Annotated in this window: 14 protein-coding genes and 5 tRNA genes; 3 read left to right on the top strand and 16 right to left on the bottom strand. The window is 37.7% G+C overall.

Annotation, left to right across the window (positions count from 1 at the left end; all coding sequences use genetic code 11):
- Window positions 1-79 precede the first annotated feature (79 nt).
- Window positions 80-151 (top strand) — tRNA-Gln (locus GJV51_04590).
- Window positions 152-194: 43 nt separating this feature from the next.
- Here the strand turns inward: GJV51_04590 and alr are convergent.
- The gene (gene alr, locus GJV51_04585; protein ID QGM25276.1) at window positions 195-1,316 is read right to left on the bottom strand and encodes an alanine racemase; all 1,122 of its coding nucleotides are present in this window, start codon (window positions 1,314-1,316) and stop codon (window positions 195-197) included.
- Window positions 1,317-1,426: 110 nt separating this feature from the next.
- Complete coding sequence (locus GJV51_04580; protein QGM25275.1) at window positions 1,427-1,975, bottom strand: TetR family transcriptional regulator; 549 nt, start codon at window positions 1,973-1,975, stop codon at window positions 1,427-1,429.
- A gap of 190 nt (window positions 1,976-2,165) precedes the next feature.
- On the opposite strand from GJV51_04580, the gene GJV51_04575 reads away from it, so the two are divergent.
- Entirely contained in the window at window positions 2,166-3,992 is a 1,827-nt protein-coding gene (locus GJV51_04575) for a DHA2 family efflux MFS transporter permease subunit (protein QGM25274.1), read from the top strand.
- 32 nt (window positions 3,993-4,024) lie between these two features.
- Here the strand turns inward: GJV51_04575 and GJV51_04570 are convergent, their stop codons facing one another.
- The 6 genes from GJV51_04570 to GJV51_04545 all read right to left on the bottom strand — a co-directional run bounded on the left by GJV51_04570 (window position 4,025) and on the right by GJV51_04545 (window position 10,182).
- Complete coding sequence (locus tag GJV51_04570) at window positions 4,025-6,115, bottom strand: type IA DNA topoisomerase (protein ID QGM25273.1); 2,091 nt, start codon at window positions 6,113-6,115, stop codon at window positions 4,025-4,027.
- Between the two features lie 146 nt (window positions 6,116-6,261).
- Window positions 6,262-6,657, bottom strand: coding sequence for a DUF3021 family protein (locus tag GJV51_04565; GenBank protein QGM25272.1), 396 nt, complete (start codon window positions 6,655-6,657; stop codon window positions 6,262-6,264).
- Window positions 6,644-7,111 (bottom strand): LytTR family transcriptional regulator, encoded by a 468-nt coding sequence (locus GJV51_04560; GenBank protein QGM25271.1) that lies wholly within the window; start codon window positions 7,109-7,111, stop codon window positions 6,644-6,646. Before GJV51_04560 ends, GJV51_04565 begins: the two co-directional genes overlap by 14 nt.
- Window positions 7,089-7,817, bottom strand: a complete 729-nt coding sequence (locus GJV51_04555) for a hypothetical protein (GenBank protein ID QGM25270.1) — start codon at window positions 7,815-7,817, stop codon at window positions 7,089-7,091. The genes GJV51_04560 and GJV51_04555 overlap by 23 nt, the downstream gene beginning before the upstream one ends.
- Window positions 7,814-8,614 carry an ATP-binding cassette domain-containing protein gene (locus GJV51_04550; protein QGM25269.1) on the bottom strand — a complete coding sequence of 267 codons (801 nt, stop codon included), beginning with the start codon at window positions 8,612-8,614 and terminating at the stop codon, window positions 7,814-7,816. The genes GJV51_04555 and GJV51_04550 overlap by 4 nt, the downstream gene beginning before the upstream one ends.
- A 119-nt stretch (window positions 8,615-8,733) precedes the next feature.
- Window positions 8,734-10,182, bottom strand: a complete 1,449-nt coding sequence (locus GJV51_04545) for an NCS2 family permease (protein QGM25268.1) — start codon at window positions 10,180-10,182, stop codon at window positions 8,734-8,736.
- 333 nt (window positions 10,183-10,515) lie between these two features.
- Between GJV51_04545 and GJV51_04540 the strand changes: the two genes are divergently transcribed.
- Window positions 10,516-10,587, top strand: a tRNA-Glu gene (locus GJV51_04540).
- Between the two features lie 529 nt (window positions 10,588-11,116).
- On the opposite strand, the gene GJV51_04535 is transcribed toward GJV51_04540, so the two are convergent.
- From GJV51_04535 to hflB, 8 genes are all read right to left on the bottom strand, one after another.
- Complete coding sequence (locus GJV51_04535; GenBank protein QGM25267.1) at window positions 11,117-11,833, bottom strand: YebC/PmpR family DNA-binding transcriptional regulator; 717 nt, start codon at window positions 11,831-11,833, stop codon at window positions 11,117-11,119.
- Between the two features lie 70 nt (window positions 11,834-11,903).
- Window positions 11,904-12,437, bottom strand: coding sequence for a pseudouridine synthase (locus GJV51_04530; GenBank protein ID QGM25266.1), 534 nt, complete (start codon window positions 12,435-12,437; stop codon window positions 11,904-11,906).
- Between the two features lie 78 nt (window positions 12,438-12,515).
- Window positions 12,516-12,588: transfer RNA gene (locus GJV51_04525), tRNA-Thr, on the bottom strand.
- Between the two features lie 4 nt (window positions 12,589-12,592).
- Window positions 12,593-12,665, bottom strand: a tRNA-Asn gene (locus GJV51_04520).
- Window positions 12,666-12,772: 107 nt separating this feature from the next.
- Window positions 12,773-12,845 (bottom strand) — tRNA-Asn (locus GJV51_04515).
- 62 nt (window positions 12,846-12,907) lie between these two features.
- Window positions 12,908-14,395, bottom strand: a complete 1,488-nt coding sequence (lysS, locus tag GJV51_04510; GenBank protein ID QGM25265.1) for a lysine--tRNA ligase — start codon at window positions 14,393-14,395, stop codon at window positions 12,908-12,910.
- Window positions 14,396-14,481: 86 nt separating this feature from the next.
- On the bottom strand, window positions 14,482-15,375 hold the full coding sequence (locus tag GJV51_04505; protein QGM25264.1) for an Hsp33 family molecular chaperone HslO: 894 nt from the start codon (window positions 15,373-15,375) through the stop codon (window positions 14,482-14,484).
- Between the two features lie 108 nt (window positions 15,376-15,483).
- The gene (hflB, locus tag GJV51_04500; GenBank protein ID QGM25263.1) at window positions 15,484-17,586 is read right to left on the bottom strand and encodes an ATP-dependent zinc metalloprotease FtsH; all 2,103 of its coding nucleotides are present in this window, start codon (window positions 17,584-17,586) and stop codon (window positions 15,484-15,486) included.
- Between the last annotated feature and the right edge of the window lie 19 nt (window positions 17,587-17,605).

Below are 17,605 nucleotides of genomic sequence, written 5' to 3'. Positions count from 1 at the left end.
TTTTAACCAGTATAACGAATTTATCTTTTAATTTCCACTTGCAAATTGATCACAAATTATGTAAAATATATAAAGTAATTGCCCCTTGGCCAAGCGGTAAGGCGGTGGCTTCTGGTGCCACTACGCGCTGGTTCGAATCCAGCAGGGGCAATATTTTAAAAGGTGGACGACTTAATGTCGTCCACCTTTTTCTATTACGAAACAATTATTCGCTGTAATCTCGGTGCAAAACTATTCATTAACGCTACAATGCTACTTTGTGTATGATCAGCCAAATCTTGCAGCGTTATACTTTGATCACCAACACAACCAATTAAAGTCACCGTAGTACCAGCTGCAACTGGATTAGTAACAAAAATCATTGATTGATCCATCGCTACGCCTCCAACAATATGACCAATTTGTCCATCAGCAACTAGCACACGCATCCCATTCCCATTGAATGGATAACCGTCAGAATGCCCAATCGGAATAGTAATCAAATACCCATCATTTGGTGCATGATATTCTGCCCCATAACCGACTGCATCACCTTTTTTCAACGGCTTGCTGTTAACAACGTCAGCCTTCAATGATAAAGCCGGTATTAACTCGAATGGCATCGACATTACCGGCACGGAACCGTTAATGCCAAATAATCCAATACCCAAACGAATAATGTCTGTATTAATTTTTTCAGGATACCAAGTAGCAATGCCCGTATTCGCAAAATGCTTTTCATTTGGCTCTGCTGGTAAATCATGTGTCAAGCGTTGCCATTCAGAAATTTGAAAGTCCACGTAATCAACATTTGGTGTATCTGCAGTAGCAAAATGTGTCCACATACTTTGAAAAATGAGTGTATCTTGCACCGATACCTCTTGAATTGCTGCTACTAAATCTTCACGGTTTTTAAACCCAATGCGATTTAATCCCGTATCAACAGGTAATGATACCTTTAATGTTAATCCTGTACCAGCTAACTGTTCGGCAGCGGCTTTTATCGACTCCTTAGTACTAAAAGCTAACGTAATATGACGTTCGGCAGCCAATCGCGCATAACGTGAATCTGTTAGTCCGAGTATATCAATTGGTTGCGTATACCCCAAATCACGTAGTGCCAAAGCTTCATCGAGCATGGCCATGCCAAAACGTGTAGCCCCGGCCGCAATACTCAAAGCGGCCATCTCAGGTAGTCCATGTGAAAAAGCATTAGCTTTTAAAACAGCCATAATCTCTTTGGCATGCGCGTTCTCTTTAATCACCTTTAAATTATGCACAACTGCTGATTGCGACAACTCGATTACAGCATGTCGATGCGGTGCATTATAGTTCATTCCTTTTCACACTTTCGTTTTATAAATATTTTCTCATGTAATCCTCTTAATTATACAATAATACAAGGAATTTATAAAACGATACGTTGCTGCATATTTATTCCTAATTTTTATAAGGAATCAAACGATTGAATTAGTATGTTGGCAACTTCTGTTATTTCAATCTTTTCACGATCAAATTCAAGCCACTCCCCGTATACGTTCCACAAGCCACCAACCCCATATCTGGTTGTATATATTACTTCACGACTATTCACTTCTTTTTGAATATGCCAAGGTGCAGAAATAGTTGCGTACAATTCAGGAATCATTTTGTTAAACTCACTTAACACATAGGTGAATAAACCATTCTTTTGTAGTATAAATAACTCATGATCGTACTGACCCCAATAATTAAAGAAATAAGCGATAAACTCTTTAAAATTTGCTAATTCTTTTGAACGTAAATCATTTCCATACTGCTCAATTAGAATATCGATGTATTCTGTCAAAACATCTTCTTTAGCAGCATAGTAACGGTAAAATGTTCTCCTCGATATGCCTGATCGTTGACTTATGTCTGAAATGGTAATTAATTTAATATCTTCTACTTCATCCAATAACGCCAAGAGTGCACTACGCACCCATTCTCTTGTTTGCAACGACATTCGATTATTCATCCAGTTTCTCCTTTATTTGACACAAATCTGTTAATCTGTGTAACTAGTTATAATTTTATTTCAGCGCTTCTATTTCATTTGTTTAAGTCTATACTATACGTTGTTGGCACAATTGTGCCACAAATACACTTCTGTGTCAAAGTACAAAAAGGAGAAACAACGTGAATAAAAATAGTAGGAGAATTTTAAGATGATTAAATCAAAAAAACGTTTGGGATTCATTGGTCTGACAATCGCCATGTTTATGGGGACATTAGACAGTACCATAGTCAATATTGCTTTGCCAAAACTAATGACGACATTCAACACTAATTTAGCAGGCGTTAGTTGGGTAGCTACTACCTATACGCTTGCCTTAGCCGTTTTTATGATTACAGCAACGAAATTAGGCGATAAATTTGGTCGAAAAAAAATCATGATTACTGGTTTGCTCCTTTTCACAGGGGCTTCGGCAGCATGCATGTTTGCTCCTTCACTCATGTACCTTTTAGTTTTTAGGTCTTTTCAAGGATTGGGCGGTGCAATCATCACACCACTGGTATTGCCAATGGGTGTTGAACTCTTTGGTAAACAACATATGTCAAAAATTGCAGCAATTGTTGGTGCAATTACTGCCCTTGCAGCAGCTGGCGGCCCTGCTGCTGGTGGCTTTATTTTAGAATATATGTCTTGGCACTGGATATTTGGCCTTAATGTACCGATTGGCCTATTATCTCTACTACTAGTGCTGTTCTTTACAAAAGATTCTTTTGATGAAACACTTGTTGGTCATTTCGATATTGCTGGCATGTTTTTTTTAACCATATCACTAACAGGCATTACCTTTGCTTTACTTGAAGGTCGTGAATACGGCTGGACATCAGCACTTATTTTGTCAAGTTTGCTAACCGGCATTATAGGATTAATCGTGTTCATTCTGATAGAGCTAAAAGTTAGTTCACCTATTGTTGAACTTAATCTTTTTCGTGAAAAAACATTCACTTCATCCTGTATTATTTATTTTGCGACTGGATTTGCGCTAGTTGCCCCAGCTGTTATTTTTAATTATTATCTACAAAATGTACTCAACTATGATGCTTTACATGCTGCTTTGATGATTATTCCCGTCTCGTTAGCCATTGCTATCACAATGCCGCTTGCTACACGACTATCTGACAAAGTAAGCGCCATCCCTGTAAACTTGATTGGCATGATACTTATAGCTGGTAGCCTACTATTGTTTTCATTGATAACTACAACAACACCTAAAATGATCATGATAGTTTGCTCGATTCTTATCGGTTCTGGATTCGGTTTCTCTACGGTTTCTTTTGTTTCTTCCGTTAGGCATTTACCAAAATCAAAAACTGGCATTGGCTCAGGTATTACGAATGCTTCGCGCCAGATTGGTACGTGTCTGGGAATGGCGGTATTAGTTACTGTCCTCAATGCTAATATATCAACCGCCAAATCTCATATACAACACCATTCCGTAGCCATAATTAATCGAAAAAATTTGTCTCCAAATGTTAAAAAGACTGCAAAATCTGGAATTAAGCAGATTTTTTCAAGTAATGATCAAAAAAATATTAACTATACATCGCAACAAAAACACTTCACTAAACAACTAAAACAAGCTGCTTTAAACAAAAGTAACCTGCCCCAACCTAAAAAAGACACAAACTACCGAAAACTATATGATGCCACACTTAAAATTAGTGAGGCTAACCAACGAATCAATGATTCTTTATACAAATTAGTAAGCGCAACTACAACAAATCAAGTCTTAAACAGTCAAATTATGTCGCTATCCGATGGTAATTTAACTTTACTACATGCTCAAAAAAGGATACCAGAAGCTATTAAACTACTAGCCCAACGCGATGAATTGAAGCGTACTTTATCAGAAATTAAAAAGGAAAAAAATACATCATTAAGCCATGCATTCAGTAAAACCTATGTCATATGTGCTTTATTACTACTAGTTTGCTCTCCTATCGCTCTGTTATCGGATAAACATCAAAAGAAAACACACTAATAAACAAAAAAGCATAATCAACGTAGCGTTGATTATGCTTTTTTTGTTTTTGGGTTCAACTTGAAACCATAAAAAGGATTGCCTTTAAAAGTTTGTTTCGCCATTTTTCCAACAGCTGTGTAGGCCTTGCCACTTTTAGACTTCGCCGGAAAACTTATTTCTGACCCAGCTAATAACTTTTGCAGTTCTTCGTCTGTAAAAGTGTGCCCGCTCCATTCGCGAGCAAAAGTAATTTCCTTGCCTTGCCAAATACCGGTTATTTTTTCAGATATTTTACGTGGCTTTTTTTTGCTTGGTTTGGGTTCGCCAAGCAACGTTTCAAGTGTCTGCGCATTTTCTAACATAATCGGCATATCATGTTCAACTACTTTTGTCGCCGAATCTAATAGCTGAACCATTGTCATTTCAAATCGGCCGACTTGATCCATCATTTCAAATAAACGCTTTGTGATTTTTGGTGAAGCAATCCAAGTATCTTTCACCATGATTGCGGATACATTTCCCGTTTCTGTCAAACCTAATTTACCACGCTTTTCAGTTAACATAGCTTTGGTGCCACGAGACATTTCAGACAGTGTTGACACACGCGTCGCACCAGTACCAACATGATGCCTTTCTAGAAATGCCATAATCCATTTGGTTGTTGGTGCTTGTGGCTTTGGATTCGCACCTTCATACAAATAAGGCATCGCTTGTGGCCCTAATTGACTACTAGTTGATGTCTCTTCTTCATTCTCTTCAATTTTAATGGCTTTTTGTGAGTCATATACTAATTTAAAATTCAGATTAATTGGGATATTGAAGACTGTCTTAAATTCCGGATAATCTTTCAAATTGGCCGTAACATGGTCATAAACGTAATCTTCTGCTAACATTGCCAAGTAGTTTTTCGCCAACACTTCATAAATCGCTGGCCCACTAGAGCCAAATTTTACTAAAGCTTGCGTGTTTTGTGGCACATTCTCACCAGGGCGATTGGCACCATGTGCCCCTTGTGACTTAACATGAGTTTTTCGTGGTGAACGTTGTGTTAATAAATTCTTATCAACACCCACGACGTCTGCAATTTGATCAATCAAGGGTAATAACTCATTAAACTGTTCTGGTGTCACAGTCTTATCCTCTGTACGTGGATAAGACACGATTTGTGCTTCATACATTTTTTGGTAAGTACTTAATACTTCTTTGGCAGAAAACCCACGAGGGGCCAATATAGAAGCCAATCCTGCTAAATCTAATAGCTTGCCAGGTGCTTGTGTACGTGTTTGGTGTTTTTCGTTAATGACTTCAGTTTCATGATAATTGTTGAAATCTACTTGTGCTTGCTCTTTTTTTGCAAAACGCCATGGGATTACTTCTTCTTGTGGCGTCACTCGCCCAAAAATATGCCCGGCTGGATCTTTAAACTTCACTTCAAAATATGGTGTTTTAACATAATTTTTAATCGCTTCAAGTTGTTGATAAATACGCCAAACAATCACAGATTTTAACCGACCTTCACGTGCGACCACTTTAAATCCCGCTTTTTTAGCGGCAGTAGTTGCAATACGTGTCAGTTGCATAGATACAAAATCCCAGCGATTTCGACTTTCACCTTTTACATATTCCCCGTCCGCCATTTTATCAGAAACATTTCTTAATTGACGCATAGCCTTTTGAATACCAGACACTGACTCATCCATGAAATTAGCTCGTAATACTTGACCACGCCAGTCAATTGCATCTAATGCTTCCCAAGCAAGTAATTCTCCTTCTCCGGACGGGTCCGTATCAGTTGCGATGATAATCGCATCGTACCCGGATTTAGACTCCTTTTTTAATTCATCAATCAGTTTTTTGGTTGATTCAATCTTTCCTGTACGCATGTTGCGTTGACGAATATAAGTCCTTGCCCAAGAAAAATCTTCCAAATGCCATGGTAAATGTTTCACCAACCAAGATTTATATTGTTTTTTTAAATCTTCAGCCACCATTTCTTCAGGGTTTTTCAAGGTCATAACATGACCACGTAAATGGGTAATTTTATACGTAAAATCACCAAAATTCCCTGTTTTTCCACCAAGCGCTTTTGTAAAATTAGTTGCCGCTGAAGGTTTTTCAGTTAAAATGAGATAATTTGGCATAAGATATATTTTTAGTCTTTCTTAAAGTTGATTTATTCTATTTTAACAGATTACAAGTTAATCCGCGAAGACAGTCAATTAGAAAGTCAAACCACGAATTTCTGGTCAATATAAAAAGCAATTCAACATCGCTTTAGTTTATTGAATCACTTTTTACCGGCTTTCTTTTGCAGTTGCTCATTAATACGGCGTGCATTGTCTCTGCCTTGTTTCCTAAAATAGAGAAAAATAATAACATAGGTAATCACAAATGTTGGTATATTGCTAAACGTTATCACCGCACTTTCAAATGTTAGCCAAATGAAAACGCCATATGTCAACATCTCCAAAATAAAATGGCTCATGAGCTGTGTCATAAACGTTATCTTGTCATACTCATATATGAGAGATAATAAGCCCATAATTGCGCTCATAGTCATTAACAGCCCAAATTGCCTCATCGACGGTGTTGAATGATTCAAGGTAAACGACAATAGAGAGATAAATGATCCAACACCAATACCAATAAATAGATATACAATTGCTTCTTTAAAATGCTTCATCTTCTGCGCTCCCTTCTAATCTTTTTAGAATGCCTTTGATAAACCGTCTTGATACGGTTACTCGAGATTGATTGGTCAAAAAAGCGTAATAATTACCAGAAAACGCAGATTCCATCTTCGATAAATAAGATAAGTTCATCACTTCGGATTTGGAAATTTGCACGAAATCAGATTTTTGATTTTCTTCCAAGAACCTTTTCAACGTTTTTCTAGTTGTGATTTTGTGATTGTTTTTGAGCGTAAAAGTTAAATCATTTCCATAACTTTCAACTAAGATAATATCTTCTTTATCTACAACACGAATATTGTCAGCTGTTTTGATAGCAAGTTGGCGTGAAGGTGTGTTTTTAGATTTAAGATACTGCGCAATATCAGCTAATTGCTCAATATCACTACCTGAAATAACCACTTGAACATCTTTCAATTTATCATCAATATTGATGCTTATTTCCATTTTTATTTCTCACAATCGCTTTTAAAATCACACCCAGAATACCTAATAAAATAAGTAGATATAGACCTATTTTACCAGATATATAATCAGTGTCATTAAGATGATTAGTATAATTGGTGACAAATAATTTGATTGGCAAATAATCTCCTAACTTACCAACATCCATATTACCCATGATTCCTGAAATAATCATGATAGCAAAATAGCTAATCATAGAAATACCGTAGACACGGGAAAATTTTTTAAAAATCGTTGTTAGGATAAAAATGATGATGAAATATACAGCTGTATTTAATATTTGAAATATTGCCATTTGGCCGATAATTATTACATTTGGCGAAGGTAAATTAAAATGTGATAGAAAAATCCAAGAGTAGATGATGCTTGATAATAGCACAAACACCGTTAATGCCAAAAATTTATGTAAAGCTTGTGAAATACGTGAATAACCGAAAAGTTCAGCACGCAATGTGAAACCTTGCTCAACTTCTTGTGAAAACAATGAACTAAAACCAACAAATACCATCGAAAGCGGTATCGTACAAAAGAAGCTCAAGTAAAGCTGGTTCAAGGCTTGCGGCACATTAGCATAGCTATTGCCAAATACTAATGCCATCATTGGTGCAAACGCAAACCCAAAAAATAATGTGATGATATTGCCTAATAAATTTTGAAATTCAAAAACTAACTTCCTTTTTTTAATCATGCCCGTTGCCCCTTCATAACTTCCGTATAAACTAATTCAATATCGCTTTGTGTCCGCCTAAAATCATCTCCGTCATCAATCAGTCGACGTGCAACCTTGTACTCATCTTCTGGTTGTTGGACTTTGATACTTTTTTCAGTATGATTGTCTACTATAAAAGCCGAATATCCGATATACTGCTTAAACAAATTTTTTGGTTCATCAAAAGCTTTTAATTGACCATCATCAATAATCAAAAGTTTGTCAGCTAACGCCTTAATTTCTTGTGCATAGTGCGTGACCATCAATACGGTTGTCTGATGTTGTTTAAAATAAACTTTTAATTGACTGATTAGTTCCTGTCGACTTTCAAAATCAAGGCCCGTCGTCATTTCATCTAAAAATAATAATTCTGGCTCTTGATAAAGTACCATAATCAAGCTCATTCGTTGTTTTTGCCCACCAGACAAGTTTTTAAAACGAAGTGATAATTGCGCACTGAAGTCAAAAAAGTCGATTAAATCAGTTAATTTTTTATCTCGCTTAATACGCGTGTTCAGCATACCTTCTATCATTTTTTGATTTGTCATCGTATCAACGTAGTGCTGTTCCTGCATTAAAATGCCAACATCATCAGTATCAATTTTCACCTGACCCGTAAAAGGAATTAACCCGAGACAGCTATTAACTAACGTCGATTTACCAGAGCCAGATTTACCCATTACCCCTATAATCTCACCCTTGTTGATGGATAGTTTTGGCACCGTTAAAACAACTTTTTTTCCATAAGACACGCTTAAATTTTCTATGTTTAACATATATTATCACCCTTCTAATATTGACTTTATTGTAGCAATTGAGGGTATAAAAAAACCGCTTTTGTGATAAGCGGTTGAATACAAGTAATGAAAATACTTATTAATATAATTCGCTGACATTACATAAATGCAAGTACAGCAAAGTTAAGCAAGAAGAATGCAGATACAATTAATAACACTGGTGAAACTTCCTTAAACTTTCCTAAAGCAAATTTGACGATAATAAAGAAAATGAAACCAGCAGCGATACCATAAGAAATTGAATAACTAAAGGCCATAAACACAGAAGTAAAGAAAGCCGGTAAAGCAACTTCTAATGATTCCCATGAAATTTTCTTAAATTCGCCCATCATCATGATACCCACCAAAATGAGTAATGGGGATGTAGCTGCTGTCGGTACAACACCAACCAAAGGAGCAAATAAAATCATTAAGGCAAATCCTGCAGCCGTCACAACATTAGCCAATCCGGTTCTTGCTCCGGCCGCAACACCTGAAGCTGATTCAATAAAGGTTGTCGTATTTGATGTGCCAACAATACCAGCAAAGGCTGTTGTAAATGTGTCCACAACCAATGCACGGTCCATTTTAGAATTAAAACCATTACTAGACTCAAATGACTGCTGATCTTCTTTTGAAAAAATGCCTGTTTGATTACCGATACCAATCAATGTGCCAATCGCATCAAATAATCCGGTTAGCCCCATAGCAAAAATTGTAACTAACGCTAGTGACGCGTGATGCCAGTTATTAAATAAACTCCCTAATCCTTGAGCGCCCAACGATTGACCGAACACCTGCCCTAATTCACCGAACGCATGCCCAACTGATGTTCCAGCCCCGATATGCGTGTTCGTAACACCCATTGGAATACCGATTAACGTTGTCACGATCAATGATATAAGGAAAGCACCCGGAACCTTTCTCATCACCAACACAACCAAAATAATAAAACCAATTAATGCTAATAAGGTACTAGCATTGTTAAATTTTGTCAATTCCGGTGTTACACCGCCGTTGGCCAAAATGCTATTTACTGCACCATGTACCTCACCAGTGAACGGCTTACCATTTAGCGTCATAATATTGCTTGGATCAATCATGAAATTGATAAAGCCGGCGTTTTTCAAACCAATGTAGGTTACAAATAATCCAATACCACCACCGATAGCGGCTTTTAATTCAGATGGAATCCCTTTAACAATCGCACGGCGACCGTGTGTCAATGTAATGACAATATCAACTACACCAACTAAAAATACAATAGCTAATGCTTGCTGCCAGGTAAATCCGAACCCAAATACGATAGTATACGTGAAGTAGGCTTGCATACCGATACCTGGTGCCAAAGCAAACGGTACATTAGCAAACAAACCCATAAATAATGTACCAAAAACTGCTACTAGAATAGCTGCTAAAAATACGGCTTGTGTTGGCACACCCGCTTGCCCTAAAATTTGAGGGTTCAAAAAGAAAATATACGCCATCGATACAAATGTCGTAATCCCTGCAACAATTTCACGACGGACAGTGGTTTTATTTTCTTTCAATTGAAATAATTTTTCCATTATTCTCTCCTATACAATTATGTAACTCATCAGCCTATTTGTATGAATAATCAATGGAAAATAAAAAATTGATGCACAGGTGGCTATCAATTAAATAACATATTTATGATAGTTCCAGCATGGGTGCTGGCTAGAAACAATCGACCATTATTCGATACTATATCAGCTAAATTTCACATAGAATAGTCTAGCATTGATATTTGAAGAAGACAAGTGCTTAATCTGAAATGATAATAATTACTTACCAAAAAATACTTATAAATCACTTGACGAGTGCCTAAAAACTTGATATTATATTATAGTCAACTAATACAGATTGACATTATTGACCATGGCTCGTTGGTCAAGTGGCTAAGACGCTGCCCTTTCACGGCGGAATCGAGAGTTCGATTCTCTCACGAGCTATATCAAGTCGCAACTTCGGTTGCGGCTTTTTATTTTATCTTCTTGATATCTATTTAGGTTAAAAATTATTTCCGTATAAACACCAAAATTGCTCTGTCAATTGGTTTTAAGAAGTAAAATTTTGCCTAAAGGAGCAATAAAGTCAGCAGATGGTTATCAACAAATTTGGTAATAAAGTAGTTGAACACATTCAGCAATTGTAGTCAAAATGAATTGTTTATCGTGGTATCCTATAAGCCACACAAGGCGTTTTGGAGCGTGTTAGGTGATAATACTTACCAAGTTTTCAAATCTCGATTTAGGCCAACTGAGTGGGTTAAACAAGTCTTTAATGACTCATCTAGTCAAAACATCAAAAATGCAATAAGAGTAAGTACCATATTCGTAGCCAATTGCTTGAAAATCATCAAAGAAATGCATGTTAAAAATCATGATATCTTTAAACAGGAAACTGTCATGCTCAATTTTTTTACAAAATTCATTCACAAATTAAAAAACGCAATGATATACATTGCGTTTTTATTTACTATTATATTTCAACGTTATGATACACTTTTTGAACATCATCGTCAGATTCTAATACATCAATTAGCTTTTCAAAAATTTCTAAGTCTTCGCCTGCCAGTGTCATTTCTGATTGTGGCAACATACTAATTTCCGTAGTTGAGAAATCGCTCACACCATTTTCACGCAGAGCAGCAATTGCTTGATGAAGAGCAGTTGGTTCTGTGTACACAACAATATGATCGTCTTGTTGTTCAGCATCACGAACATCAACTTCAGCATCTAACAGTGTTTCCAATGTAGCATCAGCATCTTCACCCTCAAAAACAATAACACCTGTTTCATCGAATAAATAACTAACAGAACCAGCAGCACCATAAGTACCACCATTTTTATTGAAAGCTGTGCGCACATTTGTTGCTGTACGATTAACGTTTGATGTCAACGTATCAACAATAATCAATGAACCGTTTGGACCAAATCCTTCATAACGTCCCTCGATAAAAGTTTCATTCCCTGAACCCTTTGCTTTTTCAATGGCACGTTCGATAACATGCTTTGGTACTTGCGCTTGCTTCGCACGTTCAATAACAAACTTTAATGTTGAATTAGCCTCAGGGTCTGGGCTGCCACCTTGCTTTGCTGCGGCATAAATTTCAATGCCATACTTACTATTAACTTTAGCAGCAGCACCGTCAGTCTGCGCCTTCTTCATTTTAATATTTTCCCATTTACGTCCCATGAGTTCACCTCTTTAAATTTACATCTTTTACTATTATAACCATTTATGTTGCTTTTGCACCACAAAATCATTACTTCACAATTCGATATTGCCCTGGCTTTAAGTCAGCAATATGATATTCACCAATATGTGTCCGTATCAAACGTAATGTTGGAATACCGACAGCTGCCGTCATACGGCGTACTTGCCGATTACGGCCTTCTTTTATTTTTAATTGAATAAAACTTGTTGGTTGATTTTTACGAATACGAATCGGTTTCTCTCGTTCCCACAGCCATTTTGGATAAGGAATTCGTTTGACTTTAGCTGGTAAAGTTAACCCATCTTTTAATGCCACACCTTGCTCAAGTTGCTTTAACTGTGCCTTCGTCGGAACACCTTCTACTTGAACAACATAAGTTTTATAGGCTTTATTACCGGGATCAGTCAATTCATGATTCAGTTTACCGCTATCCGTTAACAGTAATAGTCCTTCACTATCCATGTCCAAACGACCAGCAGCGTACACCCGTGGAATATCAATGTAGTTAGCCAAAGTTTGCCGCCCATCAGCATCAGTAAACTTAGTTAAAACGTTGTACGGTTTATTGAATAGTACAATCATATTTTGCAATTGTGTCCTTTTCATTATAAAAAAATAAGCAAACCTCTGATGATTTGCTTTGCAAGGTTTGCATAATAGTGCCGACGAGAGGATTCGAACCTCCGACCCCAGGTTTACGATACCCGTGCTCTACCAACTGAGCTACGTCGGCGAAACTCCGACTGCCGGGCTCGAACCGGCGACAACCTGATTAACAGTCAGGTGCTCTACCAACTGAGCTAAGTCGGAATAACGTTGCTAACACAACTATATTATTATGCCATGAGTAAGAAAATCTGTCAATAGTTTATCATACAAAAAAAGAAGCAAATCATCTTGATTTGCTTCTTTTCAAACTCCGACTGCCGGGCTCGAACCGGCGACAACCTGATTAACAGTCAGGTGCTCTACCAACTGAGCTAAGTCGGAATGATGTCGCTAACACAACTATATTATTATAACCAATTATGTAACGACTTGTCAATACTTTATTATTCTGGACGCATTGTTGGGAACAAGACAACATCACGGATTGTGTCAGAATCAGTTAATAACATGACCAAACGATCAATACCAATACCAAGACCACCTGTAGGTGGCATACCATATTCCAAAGCTTCTATGAAGTCTTCATCGATGCCTTCAGCTTCGTCATTTCCGTTTTCACGTTCTGCTGCTTGTGCTTCAAATCGTGCTCGCTGATCAATCGGGTCGTTTAGCTCAGTAAAGGCATTCGCATATTCGCTACCCATAATGAACAATTCAAAACGATCAGTAAAACGAGGATCATCAGAATTTTTCTTAGCAAGTGGTGACACTTCAACTGGGTGTCCATAAACAAATGTTGGCTGTACCAAAGTATCTTCAACAAATTCTTCGAAGAAAGCATTAATAATATGACCAACACCCCAGTACTTTTCATACTTTACATGCTTATCATCCGCTAACTTTTGCGCATCTTCAATCGACATTTCTTGCCAGAAATCAATACCTGTTTGCTCTTTAATTAAGTCAATCATGTGCTTGCGGGCAAATTTTGAGCCAAGATCGATGTCAGTACCTTGATAAGTGACTTTCAAGTCATCTGAGACAACAGCAGCAGCAGCTTTGAATATTCCCTCAGTCTCATCCATGACGTCGTTAAAGTCCATATAAGCTGCATAGGATTCCATTGTTGTAAACTCAGGATTATGCTTTGGATCCATACCTTCATTACGGAAAATACGACCGATTTCATAAACACGTTCCATACCACCAACAACTAAACGCTTAAGGTATAACTCTGTTGCAATACGCATATACATATCAATATTTAAAGCATTATGATGTGTAATGAATGGACGAGCAGCAGCACCACCCGCTTCTGTTTGCAAAATTGGTGTTTCAACTTCAAGGAAATCATTTTTATCCATGTATGCACGAATAGCAGAAATGATGTGTGAGCGCTTTTGGAACTTTTTGAAAGAATCTTCATTGGCAATCAAATCCAAATAGCGTTTACGATACCGTGTTTCGACATCAGAAATACCATGGAACTTATCAGGCATTGGACGTAGCGCTTTAGATAAGTGTGTTAATTCTGTAGCCAAAACTGTTAATTCACCAGCTTCAGTCTTCATCATGATTCCCTTGATGCCAAGGAAATCACCTAAATCTGCTCTTTTAATAATCGGATAGTTATCTGCTAAATCATCACGTTTTGCATAAACTTGAATTTTTCCAGAAACATCACGGAAATCAGCGAAAATAACTTTCCCTGCGCCTCGCTTTGCAATCATACGACCTGCAATAACAACTTCATGTTTTGCATTCTCTAATTCTTCTAAAGAGCTGTCATCATATAATTTGTGCAGTTCTTCCGCTTTTGCCGTACGTTCAAATCGCTTACCGAATGGGTCTAAGTGTAAATCACTAACGATTGTCGCCAACTTTTGTCGACGCGCTAGCATTTGATCATTAAGGGCTTTTTCTTCAGCCATTTGTATAAATCCTTCCCTATTGCGCGTTTTTTAAATACACGCCTACTAATTAAATATCATACCAAAAAAAACTAATAATCTCAAAGTTACTCGTTATTTTTTTCAATCTGTTTCAAAATTTCGGATAATTGTTCTTCTGTGAAAAAGTAACGCTTTCCAGAGAACTTTCCCACAATTTCAGCACCATGATCTTCTTTGATCATTGCCTGAATTTCAGTTGCTGGAAGGGTGAGCAGCATTTTAGCATACGCATCTTTGGATGGCTCTGCAGCCAACCCAATGCCAGCCGTTTGAAGGATATCAACTTCACCTTTCCCAAAAATTTCCTCAAGCACTTCTAATGGCGTGTATCCTTCTTGAATCATTTCAGAAAGTGGTTTCATGTTTTTTAGAGCTACTTCAAGTTGATCAATTGCCTCATCGGTAGCATCAGGTAGCGCCTGAACAAGAAAGCCACCTGCTCCAGCAACTGTATCATCATTGTTCATATGGACGGAAACACCTATAACTGATGGTGTTTGCTCTGATTGTGCTAAATAGTATGTAAAATCATCGCCAATTTCTCCACTAATTAATTGACTCTGACCTATGTAAGGGTCAGAATATGGAGCAAATTTTGTCACCTGTAGAAAACCATTTTTTCCAACAGCCTTGGCCACATCAAGTTGTCCCGCGTCATTTATAAGTGTCTCAAGATTTGGATTGGTTACGTAACCACGTACGCTTCCTTTAGTATCAGCTTCTACTACAACATTGCCAATTGGTCCACGTCCATTAATTTTTGTCGATAAGGTTTCTTCACCTTTCAAAACAGCCTGAGCTGTCAAGGTAGTAGCCAACAAGCCACGTCCAAGAACAACAGCAGCAATACGCGATGTTTCATGAATTTGTGCCCCCTGATGGACGAGATTAGTCCCATTTATAGCAAACGTACGAAAATATTTGTTTTTAGTAATTGCTTTGATAAATTGATCTGCCATAATTTTCCCTATGTTTCATTCATTATTTTGGTATTTAACAGTTTATTACTTTTATATTTGCTAAATACACGACAAAATAAAAAGCCGACGTCACCGCCAACTTCTATTTTACTTATTTTCTGAATTAATGTCATCTGTTTCTGACTTATCTGTTGAATCAGTGTCTTCACTTTGTGACTCTGAGTGATCGTCAGATGATTTTTCTTCATCTTGCTTTTCAAAACGTTGCTCAGCTTGTGAATCCTTAGCATCAGCAGCAGCTTTTGCCTCTTCAAACGACTTTGCCTTTGCAAGCTCTGTATCATCTTGGATGTCCTTACGAGTAAAGGTTCCTGTTAGATAAATATCTTTAATTTGCTTTTCATCTAATGTTTCCACTTCAAGCAGAGCCTCAGCAATTGCCGTCAATTTGTCTTTGTTGTCACGTAATATAGCAATAGCATCATCAAACGCTTCACGTGCCAATCGACGTACTTCTTCATCGATCAAACGGGCTGTTTCTTCAGAGTACGCACGATTACCAGCTTGATCAGCATAGCCAACACTAGCATTTCCTTCAAGTTGAACCATGCCTAATTTATCAGACATTCCGAAAGCCGTAACCATTTGACGAGCCAAACCAGTTGCTTGTTGGAAATCATTTGAGGCGCCTGAACTAGATTCGTTGAACATAAATATTTCTGCAGCACGACCACCCATCAAACCAGCCAATTGCTCCTTAGCCTCTGAATATTTTAAGTTATAACGATCATTCTTAGGCGTCATTAATGCGTAACCGCCAATACGGCCACGAGGAACAATAGTAACTTTTCGAACAACTGAAGCTTCTGAACGAACTAGCCCTACTAACGCATGACCAGCTTCATGATAAGCAGTTGTACGACGTTCTGATTCAGACATGTTATGATTTGTTTTGGCCGGACCTTGGAAAATACGGTCTTCAGCTTCATCAATATCTGCAGCATCCACTTTGGACTTGTTTCGACGGGCAGCAAGCAATGCCGCTTCATTTAACAAGTTTTCCAAATCCGCTCCAACATACCCTGGAGTTTGTTGAGCAATAGCTTTTAAATCAACATTATCTGCCAATGGTTTGTTTTTTGCATGGACATTCAAGATTGCTTCACGCCCTTTGACATCCGGTGCTCCAACCAAAATCTTACGATCAAAACGACCCGAACGAAGCAATGCGGGATCTAAGACATCCGAACGGTTAGTAGATGCTAAAATAATAACACCTTCAGAACCTTCGAAACCGTCCATTTCTATCAAAATTTGGTTCAAAGTCTGCTCACGCTCATCGTTACCACCGCCCATACCTGTTCCTCGACGACGACCGACTGCATCAATTTCATCAATGAAGATAATAGCTGGTGCTGATTTCTTAGCATTTTCAAATAAGTCACGAACACGGGATGCACCAACACCAACGAACATTTCTACGAAATCTGATCCTGACATTGAGAAAAATGGTACGCTAGCTTCACCAGCCACGGCTTTGGCCAAAAGTGTTTTACCTGTTCCGGGAGGTCCCTCTAGCAATACACCTTTTGGTATACGAGCTCCTAAGTTCACGAATTTCTTTGGCGCTTTTAGGAATTCAACTACTTCAACCAGTTCTTGTTTTTCTTCTTCGGCACCAGCAACATCAGCAAAACGTACTTTGTTATCCTTAGGGTCTGAAGGTTTAGCTTTGGATTTACCAAAGCTCATCATGCCACCTTGTCCACCTTTTCCACCACCAGCTTGGTTCATCATCAGGTAAAATACCGCAACAATCAACAAAACAGGAACTAGGGATACCAACAAATTTAACCAAAAACCAGAATTTTCAGCTTGTTTAGTCACTAACTCTGTCTTTGTCTTTGTAGCAGCATCTGTCACTGACTTTAATGACGCATCATTGGGTAGCAAAGTTGACGTAAACTTAGTTACTTTTTGGGTGGGTTGGAATAAACTAAGCCCTTTATCTTTACTTGCTGTTTGTGCCTTTTTATACGTTCCAGTAACATTATAGATGCTGTTACCAGGCTGTACTGTAACTGACTTCAATTCTTTATCATTCAGTGCTTTAATAAATTCACTTGATGTAATAGTTTTCGTGGTTGTCTTATCGTTACCAAACAACCCATAAACCATTCCTACAACAGCAAGAAATATGAAAATATAGAATACACTGCTTCGTAAGAAGCCACCTTTATTATTGTTCATTGTATTTCCTCAATTCTCG

The organism is Leuconostoc mesenteroides subsp. mesenteroides (assembly GCA_009676745.1).
Lineage (GTDB): Bacteria > Bacillota > Bacilli > Lactobacillales > Lactobacillaceae > Leuconostoc > Leuconostoc koreense.
Note: the sequence above shows the minus strand (reverse complement) of the source record. Positions and strands in the feature narration are given on the sequence as shown.

Coding starts and splice junctions, on each gene's coding strand:
- alr (QGM25276.1), bottom strand. CDS start 1,316: ATGAACTATAATGCACCGCATCGACATGCTGTAATCGAGTTGTCGCAA.
- GJV51_04580 (QGM25275.1), bottom strand. CDS start 1,975: ATGAATAATCGAATGTCGTTGCAAACAAGAGAATGGGTGCGTAGTGCA.
- GJV51_04575 (QGM25274.1), top strand. CDS start 2,166: ATGATTAAATCAAAAAAACGTTTGGGATTCATTGGTCTGACAATCGCC.
- GJV51_04570 (QGM25273.1), bottom strand. CDS start 6,115: ATGCCAAATTATCTCATTTTAACTGAAAAACCTTCAGCGGCAACTAAT.
- GJV51_04565 (QGM25272.1), bottom strand. CDS start 6,657: ATGAAGCATTTTAAAGAAGCAATTGTATATCTATTTATTGGTATTGGT.
- GJV51_04560 (QGM25271.1), bottom strand. CDS start 7,111: ATGGAAATAAGCATCAATATTGATGATAAATTGAAAGATGTTCAAGTG.
- GJV51_04555 (QGM25270.1), bottom strand. CDS start 7,817: ATGATTAAAAAAAGGAAGTTAGTTTTTGAATTTCAAAATTTATTAGGC.
- GJV51_04550 (QGM25269.1), bottom strand. CDS start 8,614: ATGTTAAACATAGAAAATTTAAGCGTGTCTTATGGAAAAAAAGTTGTT.
- GJV51_04545 (QGM25268.1), bottom strand. CDS start 10,182: ATGGAAAAATTATTTCAATTGAAAGAAAATAAAACCACTGTCCGTCGT.
- GJV51_04535 (QGM25267.1), bottom strand. CDS start 11,833: ATGGGACGTAAATGGGAAAATATTAAAATGAAGAAGGCGCAGACTGAC.
- GJV51_04530 (QGM25266.1), bottom strand. CDS start 12,437: ATGATTGTACTATTCAATAAACCGTACAACGTTTTAACTAAGTTTACT.
- lysS (QGM25265.1), bottom strand. CDS start 14,395: ATGGCTGAAGAAAAAGCCCTTAATGATCAAATGCTAGCGCGTCGACAA.
- GJV51_04505 (QGM25264.1), bottom strand. CDS start 15,375: ATGGCAGATCAATTTATCAAAGCAATTACTAAAAACAAATATTTTCGT.
- hflB (QGM25263.1), bottom strand. CDS start 17,586: ATGAACAATAATAAAGGTGGCTTCTTACGAAGCAGTGTATTCTATATT.